12 protein-coding genes and 1 pseudogene are annotated in these 17,430 nt (G+C 61.4%); 8 read left to right on the plus strand and 5 right to left on the minus strand.

Annotated elements, in window-relative coordinates; genetic code table 11:
- Nucleotides 1–70 precede the first annotated feature (70 nt).
- On the minus strand, nt 71–1,327 hold the full coding sequence (locus U0O11_RS08245; RefSeq protein ID WP_324692435.1) for a dicarboxylate/amino acid:cation symporter: 1,257 nt from the start codon (nt 1,325–1,327) through the stop codon (nt 71–73).
- Between the two features lie 558 nt (nt 1,328–1,885).
- Here U0O11_RS08245 and U0O11_RS08250 point away from each other — a divergent pair.
- The 6 genes and pseudogenes from U0O11_RS08250 to U0O11_RS08270 all read left to right on the plus strand — a co-directional run bounded on the left by U0O11_RS08250 (nt 1,886) and on the right by U0O11_RS08270 (nt 8,729).
- A complete protein-coding gene (locus U0O11_RS08250; protein ID WP_442872649.1) occupies nt 1,886–3,220 on the plus strand; it encodes a thiamine pyrophosphate-dependent dehydrogenase E1 component subunit alpha in 1,335 nt (444 codons plus the stop codon).
- A 149-nt stretch (nt 3,221–3,369) separates the two neighbouring features.
- Nucleotides 3,370–4,338, plus strand: coding sequence for an alpha-ketoacid dehydrogenase subunit beta (locus tag U0O11_RS08255; RefSeq protein ID WP_043333588.1), 969 nt, complete (start codon nt 3,370–3,372; stop codon nt 4,336–4,338).
- Nucleotides 4,339–4,359: 21 nt separating this feature from the next.
- Nucleotides 4,360–4,518 (plus strand): annotated as a pseudogene (locus U0O11_RS17640) (biotin/lipoyl-containing protein); the annotation flags it as partial.
- Between the two features lie 291 nt (nt 4,519–4,809).
- Nucleotides 4,810–6,150, plus strand: coding sequence for a 2-oxo acid dehydrogenase subunit E2 (locus U0O11_RS08260; RefSeq protein ID WP_442872650.1), 1,341 nt, complete (start codon nt 4,810–4,812; stop codon nt 6,148–6,150).
- Between the two features lie 42 nt (nt 6,151–6,192).
- On the plus strand, nt 6,193–8,082 hold the full coding sequence (locus tag U0O11_RS08265; protein WP_215824401.1) for a protein kinase domain-containing protein: 1,890 nt from the start codon (nt 6,193–6,195) through the stop codon (nt 8,080–8,082).
- A gap of 158 nt (nt 8,083–8,240) precedes the next feature.
- Complete coding sequence (locus U0O11_RS08270) at nt 8,241–8,729, plus strand: hypothetical protein (RefSeq protein ID WP_215824402.1); 489 nt, start codon at nt 8,241–8,243, stop codon at nt 8,727–8,729.
- Between the two features lie 137 nt (nt 8,730–8,866).
- Here U0O11_RS08270 and U0O11_RS08275 read toward each other — a convergent pair whose 3' ends face one another.
- A complete protein-coding gene (locus tag U0O11_RS08275; RefSeq protein WP_235507031.1) occupies nt 8,867–10,276 on the minus strand; it encodes an aspartate ammonia-lyase in 1,410 nt (469 codons plus the stop codon).
- Between the two features lie 321 nt (nt 10,277–10,597).
- Here U0O11_RS08275 and U0O11_RS08280 point away from each other — a divergent pair, with 321 nt between their 5' ends.
- Entirely contained in the window at nt 10,598–11,530 is a 933-nt protein-coding gene (locus U0O11_RS08280; protein ID WP_054556694.1) for a LysR substrate-binding domain-containing protein, read from the plus strand.
- Nucleotides 11,531–11,679: 149 nt separating this feature from the next.
- Here U0O11_RS08280 and U0O11_RS08285 read toward each other — a convergent pair whose 3' ends face one another.
- The 3 genes from U0O11_RS08285 to U0O11_RS08295 form a co-directional block, all read right to left on the minus strand.
- Entirely contained in the window at nt 11,680–12,834 is a 1,155-nt protein-coding gene (locus U0O11_RS08285) for a bifunctional nicotinamide-nucleotide adenylyltransferase/Nudix hydroxylase (protein ID WP_107334817.1), read from the minus strand.
- A 413-nt stretch (nt 12,835–13,247) separates the two neighbouring features.
- Nucleotides 13,248–14,201, minus strand: coding sequence for a nucleoside hydrolase (locus U0O11_RS08290; RefSeq protein WP_215824404.1), 954 nt, complete (start codon nt 14,199–14,201; stop codon nt 13,248–13,250).
- Between the two features lie 151 nt (nt 14,202–14,352).
- Complete coding sequence (locus tag U0O11_RS08295) at nt 14,353–15,273, minus strand: ribokinase (RefSeq protein WP_054556692.1); 921 nt, start codon at nt 15,271–15,273, stop codon at nt 14,353–14,355.
- A gap of 170 nt (nt 15,274–15,443) precedes the next feature.
- Between U0O11_RS08295 and U0O11_RS08300 the strand changes: the two genes are divergently transcribed.
- Complete coding sequence (locus U0O11_RS08300; protein WP_324692437.1) at nt 15,444–17,360, plus strand: PDC sensor domain-containing protein; 1,917 nt, start codon at nt 15,444–15,446, stop codon at nt 17,358–17,360.
- Nucleotides 17,361–17,430 lie beyond the last annotated feature (70 nt).

Here is a 17,430-nt window from a genome sequence, read left to right on the forward strand (position 1 = left end):
ACACGAACGCCCCGCTCAATGAGCAGGGCGTTCGTGTTTCAAGAGTGGGCGCTTGTGAGTGCGCCTACTGTCAGGCGTCTTTCTTCTGCTGGGTCGCGTTGTAGACCTCGAGGTCCAGCTCGTTCTCGGACTTGCCGACCAGGGTGGTGACCATCAGGTCGCCCGCGACATTCACGGTGGTACGCGCCATGTCGAGGATACGGTCGATGCCGGCGATCACCGCGATGGCTTCCAGCGGCAGGCCTACCTGACTCAGCACGATGGAAAGCATGATCAGACCGGCGCCCGGCACACCGGCGGTACCGATGGAGGCCAGCGTACCAGTCAGCACGATCATGCCGTAATCCATCATCGACAGCTCGATGCCGGTCATCTGGGCGATGAACAGTGCCACCACGCCCTGGTAGATGGCGGTGCCATCCATGTTGATGGTCGCGCCGACCGGCAGCACGAAACCGGAGACACCTTCCGAGACGCCGAGGTTCTTCTGGGCGCAGCGGATGGAGATCGGCAGGGTGCCGGAGCTGGAGGCCGAGGAGAAGGCCACGACCAGCGCATCGACGATACCACGCAGATAGCGCACCGGATTCAGCTTGCCCAGTGTCGCCAGCAGGCCGGAGTAGACCACCAGTACGTGCACGATGCTCGCCAGATACGCCACGCCGATCACCTTGGCCAACGGCAGCAGTACATCAAGGCCGTAGTTGCCGGAGACATGCGCCATCAGGCCGAAGACACCGAACGGCGCGAAGGCCATCACGAATTCGGTCAGCTTGTACATCACTTCGGCGAAACTATCGAAGACGCGCACGACCGGCTCGCCCTTGTCGCCGATCATGATCAGCGAGATGCCGATCCCGATGGCGAAGACGATGATCTGCATGATGTTGCCATTGGCCAGCGCATCGATCGGGTTGCTCGGCACCAGGTCGACCAGAATCTGCACCAGCGAAGGCGCGTCCTTGGTTTCCATCGCCTTGTCGAAGTTGAACTCGAAGCCGGCACCTGGCTGGAAGATGCTGGAGGCCAGCATGCCGATGGCGATCGCGAAGGCGGTCGTCAGCAGGTAGAGGGCGATGGTCTTGCCGCCGATGCGGCCCATCTTCTGCGGGTCACGCATCGAGGTGATACCGACCACCAGGGTGCTGAAGACCAGCGGCACGATCAGCATCTTGATCGCATTGATGAAGATATCGCCCAGCGGCTTGAACATGCTGGCGCTTTCTCCCATCAGGGCGCCAGCGAGTATCCCCAGGGCGAGGCCGCCCAGGATCTTCTGCCACAACGGCAAACGGCGCCACAGGTTAGGGCTGGAGGAATCACTCATAAAACTGTCCTTAGGTGTCTAGCGATGATCATCGCTGATGATGCTCAGGGCGCGCCCGAGTCTGTCGTCTCGATGCCTTGTCACGATTGCGCACTGCATTAAGCACTTTTTTGGTGCGGGAAGATTAACAGTCAGCCTGCACTCACCCTCTGCACCTTTAGTCGCAAAAAAGCGTCCTTTCACGCGAATTCAGCTTTCCATGCCGAACGCGCATGAGCTTATGCCGCAAAAGGTTCCACCAAAGAAGTAGTTATCAGGCAGGCATATCGTCTGTCTTTGCGTTACCTTGACGTTAACGTTAACTCTTAGGCCGCCAGAGCGACTTTCCACTAGTCTGATGGTAGGCACTGTTTTCAACGCCGAATCGACAGCTTCCGGTTCGACATTCCTGAAGGTACGCCATTGCCTGCCCGGCCTCACGAGGGCTGGGTATTCCCTCAAACGCCTGATCGGTAAGAGAGGACGCTGAGCATGTCCGATACAACAACACGTGGACCCGTATCCCCGAGGACCGCGCCGCCCGATGGCTCACAGCCAGAGCTCAATGACCTGACCGACATGCCGACGGCAGATCAGATCGCGCCGCAGGGGCCGACGGTTCTGCATCACCTGGCCTTCATGACCGGCGATGAGCTCTGCATCCCGATCTTCAAGCGCCTGCGTCAGGACGGCACCCTTTACCCCGTCAATGCGTCACAGGGGCAGGGAAATGTCTCACAGGGAGATCAGTCGCAGGTCAGTTTACCTATCGAGCGCGACACGGCGCTCAAGATCTACCGGACGATGCTGTTCACCCGGGTGCTGGATGAACGCATGTTGGCCGCCCAGCGCCAGGGGCGCTTGAGCTTCTACATGCAATGCACCGGCGAGGAAGCCACGGTGATTGGCAGTGCGGCGGCGCTTCAGGACGATGACATGATCATGGCGCAATACCGTGAGCAGGGTGCGCTTGCCTGGCGTGGCTTCAGCTGTGACGAATTCATGAACCAGATGTTCGGCAACGAGCGCGACTACGGCAAGGGCCGTCAGATGCCAATCCACTATGGGTCGCGTGATCTGCACTACATGACCATCTCCTCGCCGCTGGCGACCCAGATTCCCCAGGCGACCGGCTATGCCTACGGCCAGAAGCTGGCGGGTAAGGGGCAGTGCACCATTACCATCTTCGGTGAAGGGGCGGCGTCCGAGGGGGATTTCCATGCCGCTCTCAACATGGCCTCCGTGCATCGGGTACCGTGTATCTTCCTGTGTCGCAACAATGGCTATGCCATTTCCACCCCGTCATGCGAGCAATTCGCCGCCGATGGCATCGCGCCACGTGCCTTCGGCTATCACATGCAGAGCATTCGGGTGGATGGAAATGACGTGATCGCCGTCTACGAAGCCACCCTGGCGGCGCGCAAGATCGCGGTCGAGACCAATCAGCCGGTATTGATCGAGGCGATGACCTACCGTCTGGCGGCGCATTCCTCTTCGGATGATCCCTCCGGGTATCGCAGCAAGAAGGAGGAGGCCATCTGGCGCGACAAGGACCCCATTCTGCGCATGCGCAACTGGCTGGAGGCGCAAGGCTGGTGGAGCGAGGAGGAGGAAAAGACCACTGGCGATCAATTGCGTCGCGAAGTGCTTGAGTCCATGAAGCGCGCCGAGAAACTGGCGCCGCCGGCGCTGGACACGCTGATCAGTGATGTCTACGACACGCCGACCCCGTTGCTCACACAGCAGCTAGAAGACGTGAAACAGCATATTCGCAAGTATCCGCATGCCTATCCCAAGGGCGCCGCCAGCATGGGATTCACTGCGCAGGAGCTGGAAGACAGTCGCAAGGCGTATCAGGAACGTCAGCAGCGCATGCAGAGCCATCAGCCGGTAGATGGAGGCCAGACATCATGAGCGAGCAGATGAGTGAACAGCCGTTGGAGAAAACACCAGTGACAGACTCAGCTGCAAGCGACTCAGTTGCGGCGGATTCAGCTTCGGCAGGAGCGTCTGCCGCGACAGGCAGCAAGGATGCAGCAGCCTCGGCCTCGGGCAAGAAACAGATGAACATGCTGCAGGCGATCAACAATGCACTGGACATCGCCATGGCCGCCAATCCCCGTGTAGTGCTGTTCGGGGAGGATGTCGGGGTGTTCGGCGGCGTCTTCCGGGCTACCAGCCACCTGCAGGACAAATACGGTCGAGAGCGCTGCTTCAATACGCCACTCACCGAACAGGGCATCATCGGGTTCGCCAACGGGCTGGCGGCACAGGGTTCGACGCCGGTGGCCGAGATCCAGTTCGCCGACTACATCTTCCCCGCCTTTGACCAGATCGTGAACGAGGCGGCCAAGTTCCGCTATCGCTCCGGTGATCTGTTCGATGTCGGTGGCCTGACGATTCGCACGCCCTATGGTGGCGGCATCGCAGGCGGGCTCTATCACTCCCAGTCGCCTGAGGCCTATTTCGCGCATACACCGGGCCTCAAGATCGTGATGCCACGCAATCCCCACCAGGCCAAGGGGCTTCTGCTGGCGGCGATTCGCGACCCCAATCCGGTGCTGTTCATGGAGCCCAAGCGGCTCTATCGAGCCTCGGTGGGCGAGGTGCCAGAAGCCGATTACGAACTGCCCCTGGGCGTGGCCGACGTCATTCGTGAAGGCCGCGATATCACGCTGCTCGGCTGGGGCGCTCAGATGGAGGTCATCGAGAAGGCCGCCGCGCTCGCCGAGCAGGATGGCATCGACTGCGAGATAATCGACCTGCGCAGCATTCTGCCCTGGGACATCGAGACGGTGTGTGACTCGGTGCTCAAGACGGGACGTCTGGTGGTCAGTCATGAAGCGCCGCTGACGGGAGGCTTTGCCAGCGAGATTGCCGCCACCGTGCAGGAGCGTTGCTTTTTGTATCTCGAGGCGCCGATTCGACGCGTCACTGGCCTTGATACGCCGTTCCCGCTGGTGCTCGAGAAGGAGCATCTGCCGGACGAGCTCAAGATCTACGAGGCCATCAAGCAAAGCTTGAATTACTGATGACAGGGAGTGATGCGCGCCATGAATGATTTCATCCTGCCCGATATCGGCGAAGGCATCGTCGAGTGCGAGCTGGTCAAGTGGTTGATCAAGGAAGGCGACGTGATCGAGGAAGATCAGCCGGTGGCCGAGGTCATGACAGACAAGGCGTTGGTGGAAATCCCTGCGCCCCACGCCGGTACCGTGGTCAAGCTTTACTGTCAGGAAGGCGAGATTGCCCGAGTCCATGCGCCGCTATTTGCGGTTGATGATGGCAGTGACAGTAATAGTGACAAGACCGGACACGGCGAGCGTGAGGATGACCACGCCGGCGATGTCATGACGGTTGCAGCGCCTGCTCGCTCGACGGCACAGACTCAGTCAGCCGTCAGCCAGGTGACCAGCAGTCTGTCGGATGTCGCGCTGTCAGGCAGCAATGAGGCAGCTGCCACACCGACAGCCGCGGCCCTTGAGCGGCGCTCGCGTGATTTCATTCTGCCGGATATCGGTGAAGGCATCGTCGAATGTGAGGTGGTCACCTGGCACGTCGCGGAAGGCGACACGGTGGAAGAAGACCAGACGATCGTGGATGTGATGACCGACAAGGCGCTGGTCGAGATCACCGCCTCGGAGCCCGGGCGTATCGTGCGCTTCCATTACGCCCAGGGCGAGAATGCCCGAGTGCATACGCCGCTGTATGCCTATGTGCCTGATGAGGAGGCAGAGGCTGAAAGCGCTGAGAGCACTGAGAGTGAAGTCACCACGCCTGAACGCAAGCAGGCTCAGCCAGAGCGCCTGGCGGAGCATCGCCAGGAGGGCGACGACAAGAGTGGGCAAGTCGGGAGCCGCGGGGAGACCCCGCCTCGCATACCCGCGACCCCAGCCGTGCGCCGCCTATTGCGCGAGCATCAGCTCGATATCGAGGCCATTGCAGGCTCGGGGCGTAACGGCCGGGTGCTGAAGGAAGATGTGCTGGCATATCTCAAGCAATCCGAGGCTCACAAGGCTGACGTGACACCTGATGATGCTCACAAGGTCGGCGAGGCCGCCGAGTCCGGCAAGGCACCTGCCGAAGCGTGTGCTGTGGCCAGTGACGTGGCCAGTGACGAGGTGCGATCGTCACGCCTTGAGTCAAAAGCGGTACCGCTCAAGGGTGTCGCGGCGGTAATGGCCAGGCGCATGGTGCAGGCCAGCACGCAGATCCCGCATTTCCATTACGGCGATGAGCTCGATATCACCGACCTGCTGGCGTTGCGGGCCCGTCTCAAGGTACGCGCCGAGCAGCAGGGCATTCGCCTGACCCTGATGCCGTTCATCATGAAGGCCATGGCGCTGGCGGTCATCGAGGAGCCGATTCTCAATGCGCGCCTCAGTGAGGATGAGAGCGAGATTCTCTATCAGGGCGCCTGCAACATCGGAATGGCGGTGGACAGTGCCAGCGGGCTGATGGTGCCGAACGTGAAGGGCGTCGAACGTCTGAGCATTCTCGAGATCGCGCGTGAGGTCGGGCGGCTGACCGAGGCTGCACGCAGCGGGCGCGTTGCCCAGGCGGACCTCAAGGGCGGCACCTTGACGATCTCCAATATCGGGGCTCTGGGCGGCACCTACGCCGCGCCGATCATCAACCAGCCGGAGGTCGCCATCGTCGCGCTGGGGCGCACTCAGCGTCTACCGCGCTTCGATGGCGAGGGCAATGTCTGTGCGCGTGACATCATGACCATCACCTGGGCGGGGGATCATCGCATCATCGATGGCGGGACCATCGCGCGCTTCAGCAATCTGTGGAAGCACTATCTCGAGCACCCTGACGAAATGCTGCTGTCGCTGTCATGAGGCGCTGCTTGCTCCAGAGGCCCCAGCTAGAGAGCATCTCGCATGAGTGATGCGCGCGCCCACGAGCGTCTGCAACAGTTCTATATCCCGGAAGAGCAGTCGATCTATCTGCTCTCGCATCATGATGCCAAGAAGCTCAAGGACTGGGTGGCGCTGTGCATCGCCCAGCTCGAGGGGCTTGGCTACCGGGATATCCATCTGGTCGGCAAGGGCGCCTACGGTTTCGTGTTCGCGGGCTGGCGCCTGGGCGAAGACCGGCGCACGCGTGAAGAACATGTCTTCAAGTTCACGCGGGTGACCCTGCCCCAGGCACTGCAGGACCGCCTGGAGGAAGAGGCCTACATGCTCGACCAGGTCGCTCACCCGCTGATTCCGCGTCTGGTCAGCTATCAGCGGGTACGGCGGCAGTCGATTCTGGTCATGCAGCGCGCGCCGGGCATCAATCTCGAGGAATATTCGCTGCGTCACGGGCGCATGTCGCCGCGTCTGGTGGTCAAGATCGCCAGTCAGCTGGCCGACATTCTCAAGTCGCTGCGCGGGTCATCGACAGGGGCAGGCACGCCACCAGTCGTGCATGGTGACATCAAGCCGTCGAATCTGGTCTTCGATGTCGAGCGGGAACAGGTGGCATTGATCGACTGGGGCAGTTCGGTATTCGCTCAGCTCGATGAGCATCAGCAGTTCATCACCACCAACGTGATGCAGCTGATGTCGGATAACCTGCAACAGACCAATGCGCGTCTGGGCGATGTCTATTTCATCGGCGAGGAGCAGCTCAATGGTGCGCTGTCCTCGCCGCGCTTCGATGAGCAGGGCGTGGCCGCCACACTCTATGCGCTGGCGTCTGGCCAGTCGTGTCGCTTCGGCGTGCGCGCCATTCCGGCGGTGTCGCTGGGGTTACCCCGGGAATTCGCGCGTCTGCTCGATGGCATGCTGGCGGATGACCCGCAGCTGCGCATGCAGGCCGGCGACTACTTCCTGCGCGAGATGGGCAGGATCTCGCGGCTGGTGATGCCGGAATTGCCTCTCGAGCCGCCACAGTCTCTGCTGCCGGTATGGGTGAGGCCGGCAACGCGCGAGATCGACACGGTCGTCTATACCTCGCGCAAATCCTTCCTGCGTGAGGCCTTCGAGGCAGACGAGACCGGCGAACATGCTGGCAACGCGCTGGACGCCGTCAATGATGTCCAGCTGGATCGTTACTACAAGAACTTCATGCAAGGCATGGGCGGCACCGAAAAAGCCTTCCTGGCCGCGGTCAGTCGTCTGGGCAAATACCCTATCGTCGGCGGTCTGGCGATTCGCTGGGAGCCGCAAGGCATCTTCGTGGATACTGCGCTGCACCTGCATGACCCTGCCTTGAAGGCCGCCTTCGTCGTCGCGATCAACAACATGGTCGCTCTGGCGCGTGCCATCTATCGCCAGGGCGTGTTCAAGGCGTGTCTGTTCAATGCCCGCGATACCCTGCATCTGGAGCGGGAAGACCCGGAGGCCGCCTTCGTCTTCGCGCCGACGGCAGACGGGGAGGCCAGACCTCGCTTGAGCTATGAGGTCAGTGCGGTGCCGGAGCTCGAGGATGACTCGCGCGTGCACTCCTACTTCGAGGACGGCCCGGACCCTGAAGAACTGCTGGTGCTGCCCGAGGAGATATTGAAGGCACTGGAGTCACTCAATGCCATCCACCACACCGGCATGCTGATCTTCGAAGCCCTGCCACACCACCTCAAGATTCACAGTTATTACCGACTGCTGGACCCCTCGCGAGAGCAGGAATTCGCGCGTCTGCTGGCGGAGATTCTCGATGCCGTGCCGCTGATCTCCGGGTTGGGAATTTCCGGCTTCATGAAGATGCCCTACAAGAACACCAAGCATTTCGATCATATCGAGGCGCAACCCGAACGCTTCTATCCTCGGGACCCGCGTGCGGTGTGAAAAGGAGTTTGCCTTGGAAGGCAGTCGCATGGTGATGTCGATTTATATAACCGTGATTATCGTGATTCGTGTTAGTGTCACATCGCGTGATCATTGCTGATCTTGCTGAACTCAATAATCAGATCGATTAAAATCGATAACCTACAGGGAACGTACTCATGTCTCGACCTATCGCCCGGAAATTGCGTCAAGCCTCAGGTGGTCTGGCTGTTCTGGCGCTGCTGGCAGGATGTAGCGCGCATACGACGATCAGCAGCCCGTCAGAGACCGCGCGTATCAACTTGAAAGATGTCACCAGAGATCAGTCTACCGTTCAAGAAACGCTACCCACCACCAGCTTCGGCAATTACGAGTTTGAAGTAGTGGATGACAACAAGATGCCCATGTATGGCATTCTGCCGCTGAAGTTCAATGGTGGTTATCTGGCGCTTGATATCCTGTTCTTTGCCCCCGCCGCATTCTTCAATCTGCGTGAAGTCCACCCTTATTACGAAATCGACCATGACGAGGGTGTCGTGCGTTATCGTGATGAGAAGGGCGGAGAATGGACAACCTATACACCCACCGAGGAAGAAGCCGAGCGTGCACGCAAATACTTTGCCGCGCATCGTGATGATGTAATCTCGCAGACCAGCGCACAGCAGTAAGCGTGATGCCCGAAGTCGGTAAAGTCGTCTGATTTATTGCTTTGATACGACAGCGCCGCACCAGAGGCTTTCTGGTGCGGCGCTGTCGCATGTGACAACAGGTTGATGCGGCAAGCGAGCAGACTCTCGCTGAAGGGTCAGTCCTTCATCTGACGCGGGCGCGTCATGGCCTGCGGGGACAGCAGTGCCTCCAGGCGTGCTTCATCCAGCAGGCCTTCCTCGCGTACCAGTTCCAGCACGCTGCGACCGCTGACCAGGGCTTCCTTGGCGATGCGGGTGGCGTTGTCATAGCCGATATACGGGTTGAGCGCGGTGATCAGGCCGATGGAATTGTTGACCAGCTCGGCGCAGCGATCACGGTTGGCGGTGATGCCGATCACGCAGCGATTCTTGAGCATGGTCATGGCACGGCTCAGCTGGCGGATGGAGTCGAGCAGCTTGTAGGCGATCAGCGGCTCCATCACGTTGAGCTGCAGCTGGCCGGCTTCCGCCGCCATGGTCAGCGCGGTGTCGTTGCCGATGACATCGAAGGCGACCTGATTGACGGCTTCCGGAATCACCGGGTTGACCTTGCCCGGCATGATCGAGCTGCCCGGCTGCTGAGGCGGCAGGTTGATCTCGTTGAAGCCGGTGCGCGGGCCTGAGGACAGCAGGCGCAGGTCGTTGCAGATCTTGGATAGCTTGACCGCCAGGCGCTTGAGCATGCCGTGGAAGAGCACGAAGGCACCCATGTCGCTGGTGGCCTCGACCAGGTCCGACGCCGGGCGGAAGTCGATCCCGGAACGACGCGCCAGCGCCTCGATCGCCAGTGCGCTGTAGCGCGGGTCGGCATTGATGCCGGTGCCGATCGCGGTTCCGCCCAGATTGACCTCCTTGAGCAACTCATTGAGGTTGGCGATGCGATCGACGTCTTCGCGCAGAGTATTGGCGAAGGCGCGGAATTCCTGGCCCAGCGTCATCGGCACCGCGTCCTGCAGCTGGGTGCGGCCCATCTTGACCACGTCATCGAATTCCAGCGCCTTGCTGGCGAAGGCATTGGCCAGTTCGCTCAGCGCATCCACCAGTACCGAGTGGCTGCGCAGCAGGCCGACACGGATGGCGGTCGGGTAGGCGTCATTGGTGGATTGCGCCATGTTGACGTGATTGTTGGGGTGCAGCTGTTGGTAATCGCCTTTCTCGTAGCCGAGGAATTCCAGGCCCAGATTGGCGATCACTTCGTTGGCATTCATGTTGGTCGAGGTGCCGGCGCCGCCCTGGATCATGTCGACCACGAACTGATCGTGATGATCTCCATTCATCAGACGCGCACAGGCGTGCTGGATGGCATCGTGCTCGCGTGTCTCGAGATAGCCCAGCGCATGGTTGGCTTCGGCGGCGGCGGCCTTGACCAGCGCGAGCCCTTCGACGAGACGCGGGAAGTGCGACAACGGCACGCCGGAGAGGTGGAAGTTGTTCAGCGCGCGCTGGGTCTGCACACCGTAGTAGGCATCAGCCGGCACCGGCTCGCGCCCGAGGAGATCCTTTTCAAGTCGGAAGCCGTTGGCCAGTGCCTCACGCTCGGCATGGCTCAGGTCGGCCGGCGTGGAAGCTGCCGGGGTGGCATTGGCGGCGATGGGGGTTTCCGAGAGATGGTTCACTTGGGCGGAACTCCTGGCTGAAGTACACTGTGGCGCTTGAATGGCGGCTAGGTGGACAAGGGTAACCAGCGCAGCCCCTCGGCGGCCAATGCCATTCAACGCTGCCGTATACGTCAAACGCATAAGACGAAGGTGGTGGTGCGCCGCGACGCACCATTCTCCATGACAAGACCCTGCATGACCGGCCAGGCAAGCCTCGCTTGGGCATGTTCGACATTTTTGGGAGTTCGGGTGAACCTGGAAACTAAGTGGTTGGAAGATTTCGTTGCGCTGTCCAATACCCGCAGCTTCTCCACCTCGGCTCGCCTGCGACACGTTACCCAGCCTGCGTTCAGTCGCCGCATTCGTGCGCTTGAACAGGCCGTGGGCACTACGCTGGTCGACCGCTCGACGACCCCGGTCAGTCTGACGCCGGAGGGCCAGCTGTTCCTGGTCACCGCGCGCAACCTGACAGAGCAGCTGTCAGAGTGTCTCGCCCACCTGCGCGGGCTGGGCATGGCCAACGAGACTTTGGATATCGCGGCCGCGCATTCGCTGGCGCTGGCCTTCTTCCCCAAGTGGATCTCGCGTCTCCAGCAGGGCCTGGGGGAGTTGCCGACACGCCTGTCCGCGATGAATGTCGGCGACGCCATTCACTCGCTGCGCGAAGGCAACTGCGACTTGATGCTCGCCTATTATGACCCTTACGCCAGCATGCAGCTGGACGCCGAGGCCTTCCCGTCCTTCTCGGTCGCCAAGGTCAACATGCTGCCGGTGTGCGTGCCGTTGGAGAATGGCGAGCCCCGCTTCCCGCTGACCGGGCAGAGCGAGACCAGCCAGGATGCGATTCCCCTGCTGTCCTACACCCAGGGCGCATTTCTGGGTCGCAGCGTGAAGATGCTTTTGAAGAATGATCCGCTGCGCCTGCGCCTGCGCACCGTCTATGAAATGGCGATGGCCGAGGGCCTCAAGGGCATGGCCTTGCAGGGCGTCGGCATGGCGTGGATTCCGGATTTCTGCATTCGCGATGAGCTGGAAAGCGGCAAGCTGGTGCGCGCGGGCAACGAGGCGTGGGATATCCCGCTGGAGATTCGTCTCTATCGTTGCTCACTGGTCCACAAGCCCGGCATCGACAAGCTATGGAAACAGCTGATGAACCTGCCTCGCGACTTTCTTGAAGCCTGAGCCTGAGTGTTACAGGCAAAGTCAAAGGCGAAGAAAAAGACAAAAGAAAGCCAGGTGTCTTCAGACGAAAACGGCAGCCCCGCGGGGCTGCCGTTTTCGTTGTGCTGATGCAGGGAAGTGCGCGCGCCTGCATAGGCCGTTCCGGGAAGTCAGAAACTACTTTGGCCTGCATGCAGGCCGAGGAAATTCTGAATGATGAAGAAGTGGTCCTCGAAGAGGGTGTCGGGCTCCAGATCCGCCAGCGCGACCCAGCGTGCCTGCTCCTCGTTCTCGCCGCCGCCGCTTCTGAGCTTGGGGAGCTGCTGCTCCGGTCGCAGGGCGAAGTAGAAGGCCTCTGCCAGGGTGCGTCCGCGCCAGCTGCGATGTGGTGCGTCAAACAGACGCTGACCGCGCAGAGAGCCACGCAGAACAGGTTCCGGCACCTTGAGGCGCACACGCTCCTTGAGCTCACGCAGACAGGCATCCAGCAGGCGCTCCTGGGGTTGCACGAAGCCGCCAGGCAGGGCGTAAAGCCCCTTGCCCGGCGCCGCGCGCCGCGTGGTGAGCAGCACATGGCCGGACTGCACCACCACGGCGTTGACCGTGATGAACAGTGGCGGGTAGGGCGCATCGCTCCAGGCGGCGCGATATTGCTCCAGCAGGCGACGTTCCTCGACCAGCCCTTGCCACGCTGTCTCATCCAAGAAGCCATGCAGGTGCTGAGCCACCGGCGGTGGCAGCAGCTCCAGCCCCTCGTTGTCCAGCCAATCCTCGGCGCGGGCACGCTCGGTGAAGATGACCTCACGAATACGGCTGGCCTCCATCCCCTCGCGCAGTGGCACCGCCACTGACTCCCACTGCGGGAAGAGACTCAGGTAGTAGCTTGACTGGCTGTTGCTGTCACGACGATTGGCACCGATCAGCGCGATTCTCGGCATCCGGTTGGCCTGAGGACGCGCGATATCGCGTACCTTGCGCTGCACATCACGCACCCAGACATCGTCGTTGTAGAGGGCATCCAGCAACGGCACGATTTCGAGACGCGCATTGTCGGCATCGTCAAAGCAACTGCGGATCATGCGCGTGCGTTCAGAGAAGGTGAACGGGTTGCGCAGTGAACGTGCCTGCCAGGCAGAACCGACCAGCACGATGACCTGCCGCGCGAGGCGCAGGGCCTCTTCCATCACGGCAACATGGCCATGGTGCATGGGCTGGAAGCGACCGATGAAGACCAGGCAATCGTACTGGGTGTCGGCGATCGCGGGAGAATCCTGAGTGCGAAGCGTTGCAGCGGGTGCAGAGGGCAACGTTGTCGTCGAAGGCATGATGAGCTCCGTGGCAGGCAGGATGGGGCGGCGTATGTCGAGCTTGCCCAGTGAGATTCCGCTAGCGTATCAGATTATGTGCATGCGCCGAACGGCTCGCCATTCACTCTCGTCTGGTAAGGGGTAGTCAAAAGTTTATCCCGTTATCTTACTGAAAGAGTCTTCATAACCCAGCAACTTCTCGGTATTCGGGGCGTGGGAAGGACGTTGCGGTAAAGGAGAGACGCCAAAGAGGAAAAGAGGAGAAGGGAGGAAGGAGGAAGGAGGAAGGAGGAAGGAAAGGGGAAAGGGGAAAGTGAACAAGCGCGAGTGCTCAAACCGAGACAACGCCCGTCAGCGTCATTGTTGGCGGGCGTTGTCTCGGTTTGTGGCAAGGCCGATGGCAGGCCCAGGCGGGCCTGCCGGGCGCCGGATCAGGACGCCTTGGTGGTCAGCACGTCGGTGATCCACTCGACGACCTTGTCGCCCTGGGCATTGACGCAGACGTCGACCAGCGGCGTCTGGGACCACTGGTTGCCGAGGAATTCGCGACCCTCAGGGGCGAACAGCGTCTGACCTTCGGCCAGGCCTTCGACTTCGACATTCAGGTGGCCGCGCTCGGTGGTAAACAGCTCCGGCTTCATCAGCCAGGCGAGGGCGCAGCTGTCGTGCGGGCAGCAACCATCGATGCCGCGCGCTTCCTGATAGAAGGCCTTGTAGAACTGGTAGCTGCCGGACAGCACTTCGCCGAGTGCGCCTTGCGCGACACGGATGCGCTCGACATGGGCCGGAGACAGCACGCAGCGGTGCGTCGCATCGAGACCGACCATGGTCAGCGGCCACCCGGCGGTCAGCACCTTGGCGGCGGCATGCGGGTCATTGAAGATGTTGGCCTCGGCAACCGGTGAGACGTTGCCGCCTTCACGGATGGAACCGCCCATGATGACGACCTGTTTGACCTTGCTGATGATGCTCGGGTCCAGCTGCAGTGCGGTGGCCAGATTGCCCAGCGGGCCGACGGCGACGAGGGTGATCTCGCCAGGACGCGCATTGACCTGCTCGACGATGAACTGCGGTGCGCTGATGGACAGCGCCTTGCCCTTGGGCTCCGGGATCTCCATGTTGCCCAGGCCATTGGCACCGTGGATGTGCGCCGGCGCCGGGAACTTGTCCTTGACCAGCGGCTGGGCAGCGCCCTGGGCGACCGGTATCTCCTGCCCCGCCAGTTCGCCCAGCAGCAGGGCGTTGGAGGTGGCCGTCTCGATGGTGACGTTGCCGAAGGTGGTGGTCATGCCGAGGAATTCGATGTCCGGATGCGCCAGACAGATGGCAATCGCCTGGGCATCATCCACGCCCGGATCGGTATCAAAGATAATCGGTGTTTTCATGCTGACCTCGTGAAAGAAGTGACCTGCAATAGAGGGCGTTACGCCAACAGGGCGCCCATGAGGTGACACGGGCACGGCACGGGACACGTGGTGGTGTCCCGTGCAGGTAGCTCAGTTGTTCAGTTGCTGAAAGGCTCAGTTGCCCAGAAAGTCAGTTGCTCAGGACGTCGAGCGTCGGCCATTCGGCCAGGGCAGCGGCGACATCACTGGCCAGCGGAATGCTCGGCGCTGCGCCTTCGCGGCTCACGCACAGGGCTGAGGCGGTGCTGGCACGACGCAGGCTTTCCTCGATGCTCTGGCCTTCGATCTGGCTTGCCAGGTAATAGCCGATGAAGGTGTCGCCTGCCGCGGTGGTGTCCACGGCATTGACGCGGTGCGCCGGCAGTTGGATGCGCTGTTCCCCCAGCTGGTAGCAGACGCCTTCACTGCCCAGGGTCATCACCACTTCGGTGTCAGGCAGGCGAGTGTGCAGTGCGGCGAGCAGGGTGGCGACAGGCGCGCTTTCTTCCAGCTCGACCAGCTGTGCCGCTTCACCGCGATTGAGGAACAGCACCTGGCAGTGTTCCAGCGGCAGGCGCAAGACATCAGCGCCCATCGGGGCGGGGTTGAAGGCGATCTTCATGCCCTTGGCATGTGCCAGCTCGATGACCTTGCCCAGTGCGTTGCACTCATTTTGCAGCAGCAGCCAATCTCCCTGCGTCACGCCGGAGAACAGCGTCGCGAGATGCTCATCGGTGAAACCGTGGTTGGCACCCGGATGCAGAATGATGCTGTTCTCGGCGTGGTCGTCCACCTGGATGATGGCGTGGCCACTGGCGCTGGCGCTCAGCTCGACCTGCGAGGTGATGACACCGGCGCTTTCCAGCGGCTCAAGTGCCCAGCGATCACTGTTGCCAAGGCGGCCCCAGTGCGTGACGTCGCCTCCGGCGCGCGCAAGCGCGAGCGACTGGTTGGCACCCTTGCCACCCAGTACCTGACGGTAGGAGAGACTCGCCAGGGTTTCACCCGGTCGTACCAGGTGAGGTACCCGATAGACGTGATCGATATTGATAGAACCGTAGTTGTAAAGCATGCAGCCTCCTTGGGGTCGAGCATCCTAGCAAAGCCTTGGCCGCCTGTCCCCAGTCGTATCACCAAGGTCTGACCTTCAGGTCATGTTTAAGCGTTGAAGCTATTAGCCTCTTGGAACGCAAGAGAAAGTGCATACTTCCTGTCATCTCGCTGGATTCAGGATAGTCGCCCATGTCGGAGTCGAAGCAACCCGCCGTCACGATCAAGAAGTGGGTCTGGCGAGCGCTCTTCACCAGTACCATGATTCCGTTGCTGTTGGTCGAGACCGCCCTGGTGGCGGTGTATTTCGTGTCCAATGACGAGATTCGTGATGCCAACCTCAATTACCTGCAATCCCAGTCGAGCAGCGAGCTCAATCTGGCGATGCTGCGGGAGGCCAAGTCACTCAGCCAGCAACTGGAGCATGTCCAGAACCTGTCGCGCGGGCTCGGTGCCCAGGCAGGCGAACTGGCCATGGGCGACACCGGTACCGGGGTAGCGGCGCGCGAGGTTGCCCGTCACGCAAGCCTGCCCAGCGGTGTCTGGGCCAGTCAGCAGACGGCGGACAATCAGGGCAGCGGCTTCTATCCCGCCTTGCCAGGCCTCGAGCAGGACATCCCCATGGCGCTGCGCATGACGGCGGTCGACCCGATCATGCGCAGTGTCGTGTCCTCGCACTCGGCCGTGGTGCAGTCCTTCGTCACGATGGCCGACTGCTATGTCCGTCTCTTCCCCTATGTCGATCTGGCCTCGCTGGTGCCAGCCGACCACGATTGTCGTGACTTCTCCTTCTTCTATCTGGCCGCGCCAGAGGCAAATCCCTCGCGAAACACCATCTGGACCGACATCTACGAAGACCCGGCCGGCAATGGCTGGATGACGTCGGCCGTCAGTCCTTTCTATTCCGAGCAAGGCGAATTTCTCGGCGTCGCCGGCGTCGACATGACCCTGGACGTGATCGTCAATCAGGTGCTGGCGATGGAGCTGCCCTGGCAAGGCTTCGCGATGCTGTTTGATGCCGAGGGACGCTCACTCGCCGTCCCGCGCGCCGGTGAGCAGTTGTTGTCGCTGCTGCCGCTGGAGATCCCCGATGCCAATGACCTCCAGGAAGAGGATGTCATTCGGCCCGCCCAGCTGGAGCTGAAAGGTCATGATGTCTTCAAGAGACTCGCGCCCCGTATCCTCGAGCAGCGGCGTGGCCTGGAGAGTGTCAATGTGGCGGGGGCACCCTACAAGGTGGCGTGGGAGCGCTTGCCGGGCAATGGCTGGATCATGTTGAGCATGGTCGAGGAAAGCGCCGTCTTCTTTCGTACCGCCGAGATCGGGCGCAACTTCCAGCTGGTCGGTATGGCGCTGGTCGGTGGCCTGATCCTGTTCTATTTCACCTTCTTCATTCTCATGAGCTGGCGCACGCACCACATCAGCCGTCGCCTCTCGGTGCCGCTTGCCGAGCTGCGTGAGCGTCTGCATCGCATCGGCATGGGCGCGGAAGTCGAGTCCGCGGGTGGCAGTGGCATCGTCGAGCTGGATGATGCCAACGCCACCGCCGAAGAGATGTACCAGCGGCTGCGCCAGACCCAGAAGGAATTGCAGTCCAGCGAGCGTCGCTTGCTGGATTCCCTCGAAGCCAGTGGCGATAGCCTGTGGGAAATGGACATTCCTGAGCGCATCGTCCAGATCCACCCCAATCTCTGGAAGATGCTCGGCGCTTCGGGCCACGAGCCGTTGGCGATGCGCGAAATGGACTTCGATCGCTTGATACACCCGGAGGATCTCGAGCAGGTACATGCGCTCAGACACAAGATCATCACCACCTACGGCGAAAGCTGTGAGTGCCAGTACCGGATGCGTGCGCCGCAGGAAGAGGACCTGCAGCAGATCGAGGCGATGGGAATGAACGAGGCAGGGATGGCGGATGCCACAGGCAAGGCTGGCGACAAGTCCGTGCAACAGCGGGGCCTGAGCGCTGACGATGACGGTGAGCATGAGGACGGCGAGCGAGCGAGCGGCACCCGATGGGTACTGTTGAGCTCACGCGGTCGTGTGGTGTCGTGGGACGCTGAAGGCAACGCCCTCAAGGCGGCGGGCATGCATATCCGCATCCGCTGACGCCAGGCCACTCATAAAAAGCCCCCGACTCGGCGCATATGCCGGTTCGGGGGCTTTTTTCGTGACGTAC

Source organism: Cobetia sp. D5, assembly GCF_035666195.1.
Lineage (GTDB): Bacteria > Pseudomonadota > Gammaproteobacteria > Pseudomonadales > Halomonadaceae > Cobetia > Cobetia amphilecti.